The sequence below is a fragment of the Jeotgalibacillus soli genome, from assembly GCF_000829435.1.
In the GTDB taxonomy this organism is placed as follows: domain Bacteria; phylum Bacillota; class Bacilli; order Bacillales; family Jeotgalibacillaceae; genus Jeotgalibacillus; species Jeotgalibacillus soli.
The window spans coordinates 166,255-181,168 of the sequence record NZ_JXRP01000018.1 but is presented as its reverse complement, the minus strand read 5'-3'; the positions used below and the strand labels follow the sequence as shown (position 1 = coordinate 181,168).

Sequence of the window (14,914 nt, the reverse complement as noted above, 5' to 3'; positions counted from 1 at the left end):
ACGGTGATTTCCGCCAAGACTCTTTGTAATCTATTGTTGTGGTTCTTCCTTGTAATCACATATTGAGCACTGAATTTGATTTCCTTTTTTCAGTTTTTTCTCAACAAGCATCTCGTTGCACTTAGGACAAGGTCGGTCGATCGGCTTATCCCAAGATAAGAATTCGCAGGTAGGATAGTTGTCACAGCCGTAAAAAATTCGCTTCTTTTTACTTTTGCGTTCAATGATATTACCCGTTTTACAAGTTGGGCATTTAACCCCAATTTCTTTTACAATAGGCTTTGTGTTTCGGCAGTCAGGAAAATTGCTGCAGGCCATAAATTTTCCGTAGCGGCCCATTTTGATAACCATTGGATTACCACAGTTTTCGCAATCTTCTCCTGCGTACTCATCCTTGATTTCAACTTTTTCCATCTCTTTCTCTGCTTTATCAAGATGCTTCTCAAAATCTTGATAAAAATCATCGATGATGGTTACCCACCGAATTTGTCCATCCTCCACACTGTCTAGGTCCTTTTCCATTTTCGCCGTAAATTCAACGTCGATAATTTCAGGGAAAAACTCAACAACGAGTTCCAATACAATCTCACCAAGCTCGGTTGGGATAAAGCGTTTATTATCTAGCGAAACGTAGCCTCGTTTTTGAATGGTATCAAGTGTAGGAGCATAGGTTGATGGCCTACCTATTCCAAGTTCTTCAAGCGTCTTTACAAGCCGTGCTTCCGTATAACGCGGAGGTGGTTGTGTAAAATGCTGCTTAGGATCAATGGAATCGGATTGTGCAGTTTCACCTTCCCTCAAATCAGGAAGAAAATTTTCCTTTTCCTCGGACTGATCATCGCTTCCCTCAATATACACTTTCATAAATCCAGGAAACTTTACCTTTGAACCAGTTGCTCGAAATTGAATGTTTCCATTCATTAAATCGACACTCATTGTATCCATTATGGCAGGTGCCATTTGACTTGCAATAAACCTTTCCCAAATGAGACGGTATAAACGCAACTGGTCTCTGCTTAAGTATTGCTTTACGGATAACGGTGTTCGCATCGCACTTGTTGGTCGGATCGCTTCGTGCGCGTCCTGGGTTTTGGCAGTCGTCGGTTTAGCTGATGTTGGAGATTGCTGAACGTATTCCTTGCCATATTCTTGTTCGATCATGGTGATCGCTTCCTGCTTTGCAATATCAGAAATTCTAGTTGAATCGGTACGCATATAAGTGATAAATCCGACTGTACCTTCTTTCCCAATATCAATACCTTCGTATAATTGTTGTGCAAGCATCATTGTTTTTCTGGCACGGAAGTTTAATTTTCTCGCTGCTTCCTGTTGTAGAGAGGATGTAATAAATGGCAAAGAGGGATTTCTTTTTCTTTCCTTTTTTGATACATTCGTGATCGAAAAATCCTTCCCCTCCATTTGATTTAAAATAGCCTTTACATCCTCTTCACTTTCTAGCTTTTTCTTCTTTCCATTAATACCATAAAAATTAGCTTGAAATGTATCATTTCCTTTTTTAAATGCCCCATCTATCGTCCAATACTCTTCAGGCTGAAAATTCTTAATTTCATTTTCTCGGTCGATAATTAAACGAAGAGCAACGGATTGAACACGTCCAGCACTCAGTCCTTTTTTGACTTTTTTCCATAATATCGGACTGATGTTATATCCAACGAGGCGATCGAGTATACGTCTTGCCTGCTGCGCATCGACTCGGTCCATATCAATTTTCCGAGGATGCTTAAATGATTCTTTGATCGCATCTTTCGTAATCTCATTAAAGACTACGCGGCACTCAGAGTCCAAATCAAGATCGAGGCTGTGAGCTAAATGCCAGGCAATTGCTTCCCCTTCACGATCTGGATCGGCTGCGAGATAGACTTTTTTTGCTTTTTTTGCAGCAGTTTTTAATTCCTTCAATACTGGGCCTTTACCACGAATCGTAATATATTTTGGTTCGTAATTATCTTTTACATCCACACCCATTTGGCTTTTTGGCAAATCACGGACATGGCCCATGGATGCACGAACTTTATATTTTTTCCCTAAATACCGCTCAATTGTTTTTGCTTTGGCGGGTGATTCTACAATTACTAAAAAATCTGCCATTCATAATCCTCCCCAGAGGTTGTATATACTTCTCTATTTATGTGTAACTATATGTGTACAATTTTTAATTTGTCAATATATTTCCTGTTCTACTATACAAATAATTGTTGTTAAATCTTTCATTCCAATTCATTTTGGTATCGTTTACACTAGCGGTATTATACGGCACGCAGCATTACTTTTTCATATCTATGCCTGAAGCACAATGTAAACCATCTTTTATTAAATTGCAACTATTTTTAATGAAGATTCCCTATCCTCTTTTCACAATCCCCACTCTTCTAAGATATCTTTCGGATGGGCTACCAGCTTTGCCCCGTGCTTAATTAGCTCATTTGTTCCCTGTGACAGTTCATCATGAATTGGACCTGGAATGGCAAAAATGTCTCTTCCTTCTTCCAAAGCACGGTCAACTGTAATCATTGAGCCGCTTCGAATAGCTGCTTGTGTAATTAAAACCCCTCTGGATAATCCTGCTATAATACGGTTTCTCATTGGAAAGTAATATTTTTGAGGGTTTATATGGGGAGGATATTCGGAAAGCAAAAGTTGGTGTTTAATCATTTCATGATAAAGCTTTGCATGTGTTTTCGGATATAAGTGATCAAAGCCGCCTCCCAAAACACCGATTGTATTACCTGACATGGCTATTTTATGCGCCTCCCCATCAGCACCAACTGCCATACCGCTTACTATACAAATGTTATGCACAAGAAGTGCTGGAATGACTAGGTTGAGTGAATAATGAGTATAATCATTTGATTTTCTAGCGCCTACTACAGCTAAAAAATGAGAGGATTCCAGTTTAGTAAGATCGCCTTTGGCATAGAGTATAACTGGGGGATCATAGATTTCCTTTAAATGAGTTGGATAGTTTGTGTCGAGGATTGTAAGAATGGATATATTTTGCTTCTCCAGTTTTTCAAGAAGATCTACTGAGGATAATGAGTGATGATAAGCCAAAAGACGTGAGTGCTGCTGGGCTGTCATTTTCATTCCCGGCGGCCAAAAGGGAGGCCTTATTCTTCGCCAGAAATTAAATTCTGGATCATGCTGAAGCCATTGGCAGATCTGATTATTCGATAAAATTTGACCAAATTGCAGATGCAGCAATAAATCGCGTCTCTCAATATTCGTCATAATAACCTCCTAATTTTCAAAATGGTAAATAGCCCCTAATCTATTATAGGGGCTATAAATTTTCTATTAATGTGTCTTACATTTCTCGTAAATTCCTTCTTCTTTTATTACTTTAATCAATGTTTCACCGATTTCAGAAGGAGTAGCGGCTACTTGAATACCGCATTCATTTAATACTCTAATCTTTTCTTCAGCGGTACCTTTACCACCAGAAATAATAGCACCGGCATGACCCATACGTTTTCCAGGAGGTGCAGTAGCTCCACCGATAAAGCCTACAACGGGTTTTTTCATATTCGCTTTCACCCATTCAGCAGCTTCTTCTTCAGCAGTTCCGCCGATTTCACCGATCATAATAACTGCATACGTATTATCATCTTCATTGTACGCTTTTAGAACATCGATAAAGCTTGTTCCGTTCACAGGGTCTCCACCAATTCCCACCGCTGTGGATTGCCCGATTCCTTCTTGAGAAAGCTGATGCACAGCCTCGTACGTTAACGTTCCAGAACGGGATACAACACCAATATGACCTTTTGTATGAATATATCCAGGCATAATGCCAATTTTACATTCTTCAGGTGTGATTAGGCCGGGACAGTTCGGTCCTAATAGACGTGTCTTTTTACCTTCCATATAACGTTTTACCTTAATCATATCAAGCACTGGAATATGCTCAGTAATACAGATCGCAAGGTCAAGTTCAGCATCTACAGCTTCAAGAATAGCGTCGGCTGCAAATGGTGCTGGTACAAAGATCACTGATACGTTTGCTCCTGTTTCTTTAACAGCCGCGTCCACTGTATCATAAACAGCTACGCCTTCAACCTCTGTACCGCCTTTTCCAGGTGTTACACCAGCTACAACCTGCGTACCATATTCAATCATTTGCTTTGTATGAAATAGGGCTGTTGCACCGGTAATTCCTTGCACAATTACTTTTGTATTCTTATCGATAAAGACACTCATCTACGCTCCCTGCCTTTCTTAGCCTACTAGTTCCACAATTTTTTGTGCGCCGTCAGCCATAGACTCAGCCGCTACTATATCTAAGCCTGATTCATTCAGGATTTTCTTTCCAAGATCTACATTCGTTCCTTCTAAACGTACAACAAGAGGAACTTTAATTTCTACTTCCTTCGCAGCAGCAACTACTCCCTCTGCAATAACATCACATTTCATAATACCACCAAATATATTTACAAATATCCCCTTAACAGCAGCATCTGAAAGAATAATTTTGAATGCTTCTGTCACCTTTTCTGCTGTAGCGCCGCCCCCAACATCCAGGAAGTTAGCGGGATCGCCGCCATAATGTTTAATAATATCCATCGTAGCCATCGCAAGACCTGCACCGTTAACCATGCAGCCAATATCCCCGTCTAGTGAAATATAGCTCAGGTCATATTTTGAAGCTTCGATTTCTTTTGCATCTTCTTCATCAAGATCACGATATTCAAGAATGTCTTTTTGACGATAAAGTGCATTGCTGTCAAAATTCAATTTTGCATCAAGTGCCATAACCTGACCTTCACCTGTTGTTACAAGCGGATTAATTTCAGCAATGGAGCAATCCTTTTCTACAAAAGCAGTATAAAGACCTAGCATAAATTTAACAGTTTTACCAATTAACTCTTTTGGAATGTTAATGTTAAAAGCAATACGTCTTGCTTGATAGGCTGTTAATCCAACCACTGGATCAATAGATTCACGGAAGATTTTTTCAGGAGTTGCTTCTGCAACTTCTTCAATTTCCGTTCCGCCTTCTTCTGACGCCATTAATGTAATTCTCGATGTCGCACGATCAAGCACTAGTCCAACATAGTACTCTTTCTTAATATCGCAACCTTCTTCGATCAGTAAGCGCTTAATCTCTTTTCCTTCAGGTCCTGTTTGATGAGTAACGAGCGTTTTTCCGAGTAATTCCTTTGCATATGTACGCACATCATCAATGCTCTTTGCAATTTTTACACCGCCCGCTTTTCCACGGCCTCCAGCATGGATCTGTGCTTTAACAACTGTTATGTTAGAGCCAAGTTCTTTAGCTGCATCCACCGCTTCTTCTGGTGTAAATGCAACGTAACCTTTTGGAACGGATACCCCATATTTTCTGAGGATTTCCTTCCCTTGATACTCGTGGATATTCATCTTCCGTCCTCCTATCAAACTCTTTTGAAAATAGACTGCGCTTTCATTGTATAAAAATTACCGTTCATCTGTCTACCTTTTATGACTATATTGTGAAAAAAGCTACAATTTTTTTAAAAACAAGGTTTATTTATTACATCATTTAACTAAAAATAATATATTTTGCAGTTATTATAAAATACTTTACCCATCAATTTTCCTGGTTTTTTTATTCTGCTGGGTGTCCTGATCAAGGCGATATACAAAGGCAAACACCTCCGCGACTGCTTGATATAGCTCATCTGGAATAGAGTCATTAATTTCAAGCTTTCCTAAAAGTTCTACTAAACTAGCATCTTCCTGTATTGGAATGTCGTTTTCAAGGGCTTTTGACACAATCGCTTCAGCTATTTTGCCTTTTCCTTTAGCAGTTATTGTAGGAGCGTCATGATTTTCCGGACGATAAGATAATGCAACCGCTTCTTTCCTTTGATATTTTTCCGTTTTATTCATATTCTAATATCCACTCCCGAGTATAATGACTGCAGCTGATCAACAACCGGATTGATAATAGGAGCCTCTATTTCCTTTGTCGAAATAAATTGAACCGAAGAGAGCTGATACTTCATTTTCTCCAGATTTTTTTTTAGAATAGGAGTGAATGGTTCTGCCAATTCTTTCAAATTATCAGCCTGATTATAGATATTAATAGAAATGATACGATTTTGTACCTGCATATCAATTACCGTCTCACTTAAAGCAGAAAGATTCAAATAAAATAGTACTCTGGCATGATCCGGATCCAACTTGCCATTCTTGCGCTTATGACCCGTCCACTGCATGGTCATATCTATTTGTTGTCCTAGAAAAGAAAATGGTAGTTGATAGATTATTTGCTGAAACGGACCGTTTTCAGAGGAGAGAAGCTGTTGTCCGTTAAACTTCAACAGAATACTTTCTGCTGCATCTTTCGTCTGATCACTAACCAGCGGGTCGTTTATTAGGCCTAGAAGCTGTGGCTTCAAACTTTCTGTGATTTTTTCTAAAGGGAGAGACATGCGTGCAAGTTTTGCTTCATAGTCGATACCCATTGAATCAAAAACCTGCCGCATCATCGACTCTATCATTTTCCCGTTAAATTGCTGGCTCATGGTATTCTCAGCCTGATTTGATAATGATAAAAGGAGGGATTCTGCTGAATTAGGCATCGCCATAGAGTTTTTTAGTTGAATTGATTTCAAAGCATTAGTAAATAACTGCTGGGTCATAGCTTGATTCGATCCTCGTTGAGATAATAAATCCATTAATACGTTTGTTTTCAGTTCATTCAAGGGCATTTCCCTACCAGTATGTGGATCTGCTGAAATCATTTGATTAACAAGCGCCTGCCCTTTTATCATGGTACTAAAGATTTGTTCAGCTACAACTTGTCCACCTTTCCTATTTTGAAGGAGGCTGACTGACTTCTCTATAGACCCCAGTATATTCGTTACCTTTTCTTGTAAGCTCCCGCGTGCAGGTAAATCAGTGATCGTTTGCTGCAGCTGCTGTAATTCGTTCTGAAGCACTTTACTGGCGGATGGCTGGCTATGATTTTTCGAGATTTGTATTATAGCTTGGTTTACTGCTGATATTGGTTCAACATCATTTATACTTGCTCGCATGGATTGTCCTATCCATGTAGATAGGGTTGCTGCTTTTGGAATAACTTGCATGTCCTGCAGCAATTGCAGAGCTGAAGCTCTAAAAGAAGATGGGAGAGTTGAATCAGAAAGTGCAGCAATTGCATTCGAAATGACCTGCTGAATTATCTGTTTTTGAAACGGTGCCTCCACTGTTTCAATTGCGGCCAAAGCCCTTACAATAACAGGGGAGGAAGGTTCTTTTTGTAACAGCTGTCCAAGATGGTTAAGCTGTGCTGTAATGGAAGTACTAAATGATTCGTTTCCCATTTTCAAAGCGGAAAAAACTTCTTGAGAAAATGGAAGATTTTTCGTCATCATTAAGCGGATGACTTCCAGTGCTTCACCTTTATTGGCGGATGTAGAAAGCCATTCACTTGCGTGTGACAAAATCTGTTTATTCATTGGCCACTGTGCTTTGACCATTTCTGCCACAAGACTGCGCATTTCTGTTGTTTTAAGCACTCCAAGATGCTCAAGAAGGCTATTTACCATCTTTCCGTTCGATCCCGCATTGGACGGCGCTGCTATCGCTTTTAGCTCTATAACATGACCATTTTGAGTGGCTTGTACCCATTGACGATCTCCCACACTTAAAGGTGTTGAAAGCTTCGCGATCAAACGCTGCTCCCCAATTTGAACTTCGGCCATTTGGTTAGGTAACTGTTTTTTTATTATACTGAAAACGATTTGACCATCCTTTAATAAAGGATGGTTCTGCTGTCTCTCATTATTTAATCCTGGTGTTCTTAGGCCACTCAGAATCGTTGATGACGTCATAGAATTTCCTCCCTAGTCGTCGATTACTCTACTCATTCTTAAAGGATTTAATCGGTTCAAAACTAAATCGATGCTCTTTAATCGGTCCATGCTGCTTGAGTCCTTCAAGATGCTCCTTCGTACCATAGCCTACATTTTGCTCGAACCGGTAATATGGATATTGTTTAGCAAGTTCAGTCATGAAGCGATCCCGCGTCACTTTAGCGATTACGGATGCTGCAGCGATGCTCACACTTCTGGCATCTCCTTTTATGATTGATTGCTGTTCAATTCCAATATCCAGCGTCATCGCATCGATCAACAGCATGTCAGGTGATACTTTCATCTCTCCCAGGGCTCGTAGCATGGCCAATTTTGTCGCTTGATAAATATTTACATCGTCAATTTCTTTTGCACTTGCAAAACCAACTCCAATTCCCAGTGCACGCTGTTGGATTGTTTCATACAGCTCCAGCTTTTTTGTATTGCTCAATTTTTTGGAATCATCAAGTCCTGGCAAATAAAACGCATCTGGCAAGACTACAGCAGCAGCTACTACAGGACCTGCAAGCGGTCCTCTGCCGACTTCATCTATGCCTGCTATAAGTTTGTACCCGTTTTCTCTAGCACTCATCTCAAAGGCCGTCATGTCAATAAAACGCTCGTGTTCTTTTTGTACTCTTTCAAGTCTGGTTCGAAAGGACTTGATTAATCGATTTACACCTTTTCTGTCATCTTGCTCCCAGACATGAATTCTCGGATCCTTGTCATCTTCCATCGAACGAAGTGCTTCTGCTATTTCTTTAATTGTATTTTTCAATTTAATCATCCTTATACATAATATCGGCTGTAAATAAATTAAATAAAGACCCTGCAGCTACAGGGTCATTCTTTCTCTTCATGGTCACCATCATCAAGCACGTCTAAGTCAAATGTCAACGGTCCAAATTGCACATTTCTTACATCACGTACGATCAGGTCTGCCGTTTTGTCAAAGTCAACGACTCCACCCGCCATTAATGTACCCCTTCTTCTGCCGATCGCTTCATAAAGTTCAACTACATCTTCAGGAATTTCTGTTAGATCATAACGGGACATTAAGCGTTCCGGATAATAGGCTTCCAGAAATTTGAGCGCGTACATAGAAATATCTTGCAGATTAAGCAACGTATCTTTTATCGCTCCTGTTAATGCAAGACGATATCCCACTTGCTGATCTTCAAATTTCGGCCAAAGTATTCCCGGGGTGTCAAGAAGTTCCATCTCTTTTCCTACTTTGATCCACTGTTGAGCTTTTGTAACACCTGGAGTATTTCCTGTTTTCGCAATATTTTTTTTCACCAGACGATTGATTAATGTCGATTTACCAACATTAGGAATCCCAACAATCATTGCTCTCACAGCTCTTGGGCGTATTCCTTTCGCTATCATACGATCCCATTTTTCTTTGAGAATCTCCATCGTTACTCGCTGAATTTCCTTTAATCCTACTCCTTTATCAGCATTGATCGGTAGCGCTCGAATACCTTGGTTTTCAAAATAGGCCACCCACTGCTTTGTTCTTACAGGGTCTGCCATATCTGCTTTATTGATTAAAATTAGACGAGACTTTTGCTGAATGATTTCATCAATCATTGGATTTCTGGAAGAGATCGGTATTCTTGCATCTACTAATTCAAAAACAATATCTACAAGCTTTAATTTTTCTGTTACTTGACGTCTCGCCTTTGCCATGTGGCCAGGAAACCATTGTATGGTCATGCTGTCACTCCTTCTTTACATATAAACGATATAAACTTAACGATCGATTAGCCTGATCTCTTGAATAGGCCAAAATACAAAACTTGTACTGCCAACAACTTCTTCAATTGGAACTGTTCCAATATGGCGACTGTCTTTACTAAATCTGCGGTTATCCCCCATGACAAACAGCTCGCCTTCTGGAACGATCGACTGTCCTATAATTTGATCGAGTGAAAAATCTTCTGTTAGCTTGCCATTCGACAATTGTACTTTATATCCTTCTAAATAAGGTTCGTCTATCAGGGTGTTATTTATGTATAGCTGGTCATCCTTAAACTCAATCGAGTCACCAGGCAAGCCAATCACACGTTTAATGTAGTCCTTCTGCTCTGGAGCGTGAAAAACAACCACATCAAAGCGTTTCGGTGATGATAGTTTATAATCCATTTTACTCACGATCATGCGATCTCCGTTTTGTAATGTGGGCATCATTGATAACCCATCAACAACGATTGGTGTGAACAAAAAGAACCGTATTAGGGCTGCCAAAGATACAGCAATCAATAAAGCCTTTGTCCATTCCCACCACTCATTTTTTGCTTTACTCAACAGATTCAACCCCTGACATCCTCATTAAACGCTTATAGAAACTTCCACCCACCATTATACCATAAATTGCTATAATCAACTTATTACATTATTCTCTCCATAGAAAAAGGAGCTTGCAGGCAAGCTCCTTTTCCTCATTAAGGTATTAGCGAATTTCTTTAATACGAGCCGCTTTACCACGCAGATTGCGTAGGTAGTAAAGTTTCGCACGACGAACTTTACCGCGACGCACAACTTCAAGTCTAGCGATCTTTGGTGTGTGTACAGGGAATGTACGTTCAACTCCAACTCCGTAAGATACCTTACGAACGGTGAAAGTTTCACTTACTCCACCACCACGACGTTTGATTACTACGCCTTCATACACTTGAATACGCTCACGAGTTCCCTCAACAACCTTAACGTGTACTTTAACAGTATCACCAGGCTTGAAAGACGGAAGGTCCGTACGTAATTGTTCTTGAGTAATTTCTTGAATCAAGTTTTGCATCGATTTCATCTCCTTCCAACAGATGCTCTTGTCCTCTATTTCCTTTACAGCGGAACATCGTTTTCAATGACCAGAAAACGCGTTTGCGATTCTTGGCACAAACACAATAATAGCATACACCTATTAATCATTCAAGCATGTTTTTGTCTTTTTCCCATTCTTTGATCCATTTTTTATGCTGATCAGTTAAAGGATAGCTAGTTAAAAGATCAGGTCTTCTTTGCCACGTTCTCTTTAGAGATTCTTTTTCACGCCATTCTTCAATATGAGCATGATTCCCTGATATTAAAACAGAAGGTACCTTCATTCCTTTGTATTCTGCAGGGCGTGTATAGTGTGGATGCTCCAGTAAACCGCTTGAAAAAGAATCCTTTACAGAAGATTCCTCATTCCCAAGCACTTCAGGCAATAAACGTACTACACTGTCGATCACAACCATTGCACCAAGCTCTCCTCCTGTTAAAACAAAATCACCGATTGAAATTTCGTCTGTAACTAGATGCTCTCGGATCCGCTCATCATAGCCTTCATAGTGACCACAAATAAAAACTAAATGCTCCTCCTTGGCGAGCTCTTCTGCTTTTCGCTGAGTGAAGCGTTCTCCCTGCGGACACATTAGGACAATACGCGGCGAGCTTGCTTTTGAAGTTGTTACATGATCAATTGCTTCGAAGATCGGCTCCGGCTTTAATACCATCCCAGCTCCTCCCCCATATGGGTAGTCGTCAACATTATTATGTCGATTTGGTGAGAAGTCACGGAAATTTATCACATTTAGCTCGACCGCTTTTTTTTCCTGTGCTTTTTTTAAGATTGACTCTCCAAATACCCCTTCGAACATTGGAGGAAATAGAGAAAGCACATCAATCCTCATCACAAAAGGCCCTCAATAACTTCAATGGTCACGACCTTTTTATCTACATCTACCTTCTTCACAACAGACTCAATATATGGAATTAATACTTCCTTGCCGTCTTTTCCTTTTACTACCCACACATCATTCGCACCAGGAGATAAAATTTCTTTAATCTCTCCTATTTCTTCTCCTTCGGTTGTTACAACCAAGCAGCTGATAATTTCATGATAGTAAAACTCATGATCATCTAATGTTCCCATTTGCTCTTCTGTGATCTTGAGCATCCCTTCTCTAAAAGGCTCGACCTGGTTTACATTATCATAGCCTTCAAACTGAAGGAGATCGAAATTCTTATGCTTACGATGACTTTTTATTGTTAAAGAAATCGGTTCATCTTTATTTGCTAAAAATAAAAAAAGAACGTTTCCAGGTACATATCGCTCATCCGGGAAGTCCGTTCTTGAAATGACACGCACTTCTCCGCGTATGCCATGAGTATTAACTATTTTCCCAACATTAAACCATTTGCTCATTATTCTTACCACCTCTGTCGTATCTCTTTGACGATCCCGTCTTCAATGACGATCACCGGTTTTTGGTCTGGATGCCATGCAGAACCTACCTCTAGCTCTATTAGCGTTTCCGTTTCTGAGTGCGTATATTCTGTTCCAAGCGGTATTTCTTTAATCGCTGCTAACTGTGCGGTTGTCGTACGAATGAACTGCACTCGTTTGGCAAGCTCCTGTTGAATTTTACCTTTTACATTTTCAGTTGACCGCTCAAACTGTTTTTCCAGTTTTTTTTGCTGAAACCGAAGCTGTTCACACTCTTTTTCAGCTCGATCAATTTTACTGGTCATGGATTGCTGCAACTTAGCTTTAGAAGCATTCGTCATAATCTCTTTCACGACAGCCTTTTGAATAATCTTCATTCATGCACGCTCCTTTACAGGATTATGTCCATATGGAAAAAGGGAGGACATGTCCTCCCTTTCATTGGTCCACTATTTCAATTACTGTTCGCTTTTGCTGCTGCACTCCGGCACCGGCATAAGTGACTGTACGTATGGCTTTCGCAACTCTGCCTTGTTTCCCTATGACTTTCCCCATATCGTCTTTGTGGACGAATAAGCGGTATGTGATGACGCGGTCATTTTCAGATCGTTCAACACTCACGGCTTCCGGGTGATCAACAAGAGGCTTGACAATCGTTTCGATAAGCTCTCTCATGTACGAGTCTCTTACTTGCCTAATTTAGCATTATGGAATTTTTCCATGATGCCTTCATTTGATAGCAAGTTACGAACTGTATCAGATGGCTTAGCGCCATCGTGCATCCATTTAAGAATAAGATCTTCTTTAAGGTCAACAATTGCTGGGTTCGCAACTGGATTGTACGTTCCAACTATTTCAATGAAACGTCCATCACGTGGTGAACGAGAATCTGCTACTACAATACGATAGAATGGGTTTTTGTTTGCTCCCATACGCTTTAAACGAATTTTTACTGCCATTTTTAATTGCACCTCCGAATAGTTTCACACAAGATAGTATAATATCAAGGGTTTGATCCTTTGTAAAGTCTTTTTTCTTAACACACCGATTTTTTTGTCAAAAATCGGCTTACTTCATGAATGGGAAGTTGAATCCGCCGCGTTTTTTGCCTTTTTGCTGCATATTCGTCATCTGCTTCATCATCTTTTTCATTTCCTCAAACTGCTTCAAGAGCCGATTTACTTCTTGAATCGTACGACCGCTTCCGCGAGCAATACGCTTTCTCCTGCTCGCATTGATGATTTCGGGCTGTTCTTTTTCAGCGTTTGTCATGGATTGAATAATCGCTTCAACATGGCCAAGCTGTTTACCGTCAACCTGAAGGTTATCTAACCCCTTCATTTTATTTGCACCCGGAATCATCTTGATTAATTCATCAAGCGGGCCCATTTGCTTAACTTGGCCAAGCTGCTCTAAAAAGTCATCGAGTGTGAAAGTAGCTGTACGCAGCTTCTTCTCCATCTCTTTAGCTTTCTCTTCATCGATATTCGTTTGAGCTTTCTCGATGAGCGAAAGCATATCACCCATACCTAATATTCTTGAAGCCATTCGTTCCGGATGAAAGGCTTCAAGCGCATCCATTTTTTCGCCCATCCCAACAAATTTAATCGGTTTTTCTGTTACTGCACGGATAGAAAGCGCTGCACCACCACGTGTATCACCATCAAGCTTTGTTAAAACGACCCCCGTTACCCCAAGAGCTTCATCGAAGTTTTGAGCAACATTTACTGCGTCTTGACCCGTCATCGCATCAACGACAAGGAAAATTTCATCCGGAGATGAAAGCTCTTTAATCTGTTTAAGCTCATCCATTAATGTCTCGTCAACATGCAGTCGACCTGCCGTATCAATTAAGACGTAATCCAAATGATCTTCTTTCGCCTTTTCAATCCCTTGTCGCGCAATATCAATAGGGCTTACTTGATCTCCCATCGAAAAGACAGGAAGGTCAAGCTGGTTGCCAAGTGTTTCGAGCTGTTTTATCGCTGCAGGGCGATAAATATCGGCGGCAACAAGCAAAGGCTTGCGATTATGCTTTTTCCGTAGAAGGTTCGCTAGTTTACCAGTAGTTGTCGTTTTACCTGCACCCTGCAACCCAACCATCATAATAACAGTTGGCGGCCTCTTAGAAACAGCAATCTGACTTTGCTCTCCCCCCATCAACTCGGTTAGTTCTTCCTTAACCACTTTAATGATCTGTTGACCAGGGGTTAAACTTTTCATGACCTCTTGGCCAACTGCTCTTTCACTCACTCGCTTGACAAAGTTTTTAACGACCTTGAAGTTAACATCCGCCTCCAAAAGAGCAAGACGTACTTCACGCATCATTTCCTTGACATCTGACTCGTTTACTTTACCTTTTCCACGAATCTTTTGTATGGAGCCTTGCAGTCGGTCGGCTAATCCTTCAAATGCCATATTAATGCCGCCTCCTATTCCAGTTCCTCAAGCGCATTAATGATCGGCAAGAGCTGCGCAGCATTGAGCTTTTGCTCGTCAACTGCACTCCTTAGCCGATCGATTATTTGGGCACGCTCTTGGAATTTTTGAAATAACAATAGCTTGGATTCATATTCTTCAAGCATCGCTTCAGTTCTTCGAATATTATCATAGACTGCTTGCCTGCTGACGTCGTATTCATCCGCAATCTCACCAAGAGAATAGTCATCCAGGTAGTAGAGGGACATATAGCTGCGCTGCTTAGGTGTTAACAACGATTGATAAAAATCAAACAGAAAATTAATCCGGGTTGTTTTAGCGAGCATACCGATCCCTCCTTTGTTAAGTTAAAAACCTTTACAGTATGATCATAACGATTGAACGTATGAGTGTCAAGTGTTGTCCT

Annotated in this window: 17 protein-coding genes; all 17 read right to left on the bottom strand. The window is 40.4% G+C overall.

The annotated features are described in order from the left end of the window. Window positions 1-30 precede the first annotated feature (30 nt). Window positions 31-2,109, bottom strand: coding sequence for a type I DNA topoisomerase (gene topA / locus KP78_RS11320; RefSeq protein WP_041089031.1), 2,079 nt, complete (start codon window positions 2,107-2,109; stop codon window positions 31-33). Between the two features lie 264 nt (window positions 2,110-2,373). Continuing rightward, window positions 2,374-3,249 (bottom strand): DNA-processing protein DprA, encoded by an 876-nt coding sequence (gene dprA / locus KP78_RS11315; RefSeq protein WP_041089029.1) that lies wholly within the window; start codon window positions 3,247-3,249, stop codon window positions 2,374-2,376. A 66-nt stretch (window positions 3,250-3,315) separates the two neighbouring features. Further along, window positions 3,316-4,218 (bottom strand): succinate--CoA ligase subunit alpha, encoded by a 903-nt coding sequence (gene sucD, locus KP78_RS11310; protein WP_041089027.1) that lies wholly within the window; start codon window positions 4,216-4,218, stop codon window positions 3,316-3,318. Between the two features lie 18 nt (window positions 4,219-4,236). Further along, on the bottom strand, window positions 4,237-5,397 hold the full coding sequence (gene sucC / locus KP78_RS11305; protein WP_041089025.1) for an ADP-forming succinate--CoA ligase subunit beta: 1,161 nt from the start codon (window positions 5,395-5,397) through the stop codon (window positions 4,237-4,239). Window positions 5,398-5,580: 183 nt separating this feature from the next. Further along, a complete protein-coding gene (locus tag KP78_RS11300) occupies window positions 5,581-5,889 on the bottom strand; it encodes an EscU/YscU/HrcU family type III secretion system export apparatus switch protein (RefSeq protein WP_041089023.1) in 309 nt (102 codons plus the stop codon). Further along, window positions 5,886-7,838, bottom strand: coding sequence for a hypothetical protein (locus tag KP78_RS18660; protein ID WP_052474770.1), 1,953 nt, complete (start codon window positions 7,836-7,838; stop codon window positions 5,886-5,888). Before KP78_RS18660 ends, KP78_RS11300 begins: the two co-directional genes overlap by 4 nt. Window positions 7,839-7,866: 28 nt before the next feature. Next, a complete protein-coding gene (locus KP78_RS11290; protein WP_422723705.1) occupies window positions 7,867-8,637 on the bottom strand; it encodes a ribonuclease HII in 771 nt (256 codons plus the stop codon). 65 nt (window positions 8,638-8,702) lie between these two features. Further along, the gene (gene ylqF / locus KP78_RS11285) at window positions 8,703-9,578 is read right to left on the bottom strand and encodes a ribosome biogenesis GTPase YlqF (RefSeq protein WP_041089019.1); all 876 of its coding nucleotides are present in this window, start codon (window positions 9,576-9,578) and stop codon (window positions 8,703-8,705) included. 36 nt (window positions 9,579-9,614) lie between these two features. After that, a complete protein-coding gene (lepB, locus tag KP78_RS11280) occupies window positions 9,615-10,169 on the bottom strand; it encodes a signal peptidase I (protein ID WP_041089017.1) in 555 nt (184 codons plus the stop codon). 145 nt (window positions 10,170-10,314) lie between these two features. Continuing rightward, a complete protein-coding gene (gene rplS / locus KP78_RS11275) occupies window positions 10,315-10,659 on the bottom strand; it encodes a 50S ribosomal protein L19 (RefSeq protein ID WP_041089015.1) in 345 nt (114 codons plus the stop codon). 127 nt (window positions 10,660-10,786) lie between these two features. After that, window positions 10,787-11,533: a tRNA (guanosine(37)-N1)-methyltransferase TrmD gene (gene trmD / locus KP78_RS11270; RefSeq protein ID WP_041089013.1), complete on the bottom strand. Its 747-nt coding sequence runs from the start codon at window positions 11,531-11,533 to the stop codon at window positions 10,787-10,789. Further along, complete coding sequence (gene rimM / locus KP78_RS11265; protein WP_041089011.1) at window positions 11,533-12,048, bottom strand: ribosome maturation factor RimM; 516 nt, start codon at window positions 12,046-12,048, stop codon at window positions 11,533-11,535. The genes trmD and rimM overlap by 1 nt, the downstream gene beginning before the upstream one ends. Window positions 12,049-12,053: 5 nt before the next feature. Further along, window positions 12,054-12,446 carry a YlqD family protein gene (locus KP78_RS11260; protein WP_041089009.1) on the bottom strand — a complete coding sequence of 131 codons (393 nt, stop codon included), beginning with the start codon at window positions 12,444-12,446 and terminating at the stop codon, window positions 12,054-12,056. Between the two features lie 61 nt (window positions 12,447-12,507). Beyond that, a complete protein-coding gene (locus KP78_RS11255; protein WP_041089007.1) occupies window positions 12,508-12,744 on the bottom strand; it encodes a KH domain-containing protein in 237 nt (78 codons plus the stop codon). 11 nt (window positions 12,745-12,755) lie between these two features. Then, window positions 12,756-13,028 carry a 30S ribosomal protein S16 gene (rpsP, locus tag KP78_RS11250; protein WP_041089005.1) on the bottom strand — a complete coding sequence of 91 codons (273 nt, stop codon included), beginning with the start codon at window positions 13,026-13,028 and terminating at the stop codon, window positions 12,756-12,758. A 109-nt stretch (window positions 13,029-13,137) separates the two neighbouring features. Next, on the bottom strand, window positions 13,138-14,487 hold the full coding sequence (gene ffh, locus KP78_RS11245; protein ID WP_041089003.1) for a signal recognition particle protein: 1,350 nt from the start codon (window positions 14,485-14,487) through the stop codon (window positions 13,138-13,140). A 14-nt stretch (window positions 14,488-14,501) separates the two neighbouring features. Further along, the gene (locus tag KP78_RS11240) at window positions 14,502-14,834 is read right to left on the bottom strand and encodes a putative DNA-binding protein (RefSeq protein WP_041089001.1); all 333 of its coding nucleotides are present in this window, start codon (window positions 14,832-14,834) and stop codon (window positions 14,502-14,504) included. Window positions 14,835-14,914: the final 80 nt, after the last annotated feature.

Bases quoted from the DNA above. Each gene is read 5' to 3' on its own strand.
- trmD (WP_041089013.1), bottom strand. From the start codon at position 11,533: ATGAGGATTGATGTGCTTTCTCTATTTCCTCCAATGTTCGAAGGGGTA.
- sucD (WP_041089027.1), bottom strand. From the start codon at position 4,218: ATGAGTGTCTTTATCGATAAGAATACAAAAGTAATTGTGCAAGGAATT.
- dprA (WP_041089029.1), bottom strand. From the start codon at position 3,249: ATGACGAATATTGAGAGACGCGATTTATTGCTGCATCTGCAATTTGGT.
- rimM (WP_041089011.1), bottom strand. From the start codon at position 12,048: ATGAGCAAATGGTTTAATGTTGGGAAAATAGTTAATACTCATGGCATA.
- KP78_RS18660 (WP_052474770.1), bottom strand. From the start codon at position 7,838: ATGACGTCATCAACGATTCTGAGTGGCCTAAGAACACCAGGATTAAAT.
- topA (WP_041089031.1), bottom strand. From the start codon at position 2,109: ATGGCAGATTTTTTAGTAATTGTAGAATCACCCGCCAAAGCAAAAACA.
- rplS (WP_041089015.1), bottom strand. From the start codon at position 10,659: ATGCAAAACTTGATTCAAGAAATTACTCAAGAACAATTACGTACGGAC.
- KP78_RS11240 (WP_041089001.1), bottom strand. From the start codon at position 14,834: ATGCTCGCTAAAACAACCCGGATTAATTTTCTGTTTGATTTTTATCAA.
- KP78_RS11300 (WP_041089023.1), bottom strand. From the start codon at position 5,889: ATGAATAAAACGGAAAAATATCAAAGGAAAGAAGCGGTTGCATTATCT.
- ylqF (WP_041089019.1), bottom strand. From the start codon at position 9,578: ATGACCATACAATGGTTTCCTGGCCACATGGCAAAGGCGAGACGTCAA.
- ffh (WP_041089003.1), bottom strand. From the start codon at position 14,487: ATGGCATTTGAAGGATTAGCCGACCGACTGCAAGGCTCCATACAAAAG.
- KP78_RS11255 (WP_041089007.1), bottom strand. From the start codon at position 12,744: ATGAGAGAGCTTATCGAAACGATTGTCAAGCCTCTTGTTGATCACCCG.
- rpsP (WP_041089005.1), bottom strand. From the start codon at position 13,028: ATGGCAGTAAAAATTCGTTTAAAGCGTATGGGAGCAAACAAAAACCCA.
- KP78_RS11260 (WP_041089009.1), bottom strand. From the start codon at position 12,446: ATGAAGATTATTCAAAAGGCTGTCGTGAAAGAGATTATGACGAATGCT.
- sucC (WP_041089025.1), bottom strand. From the start codon at position 5,397: ATGAATATCCACGAGTATCAAGGGAAGGAAATCCTCAGAAAATATGGG.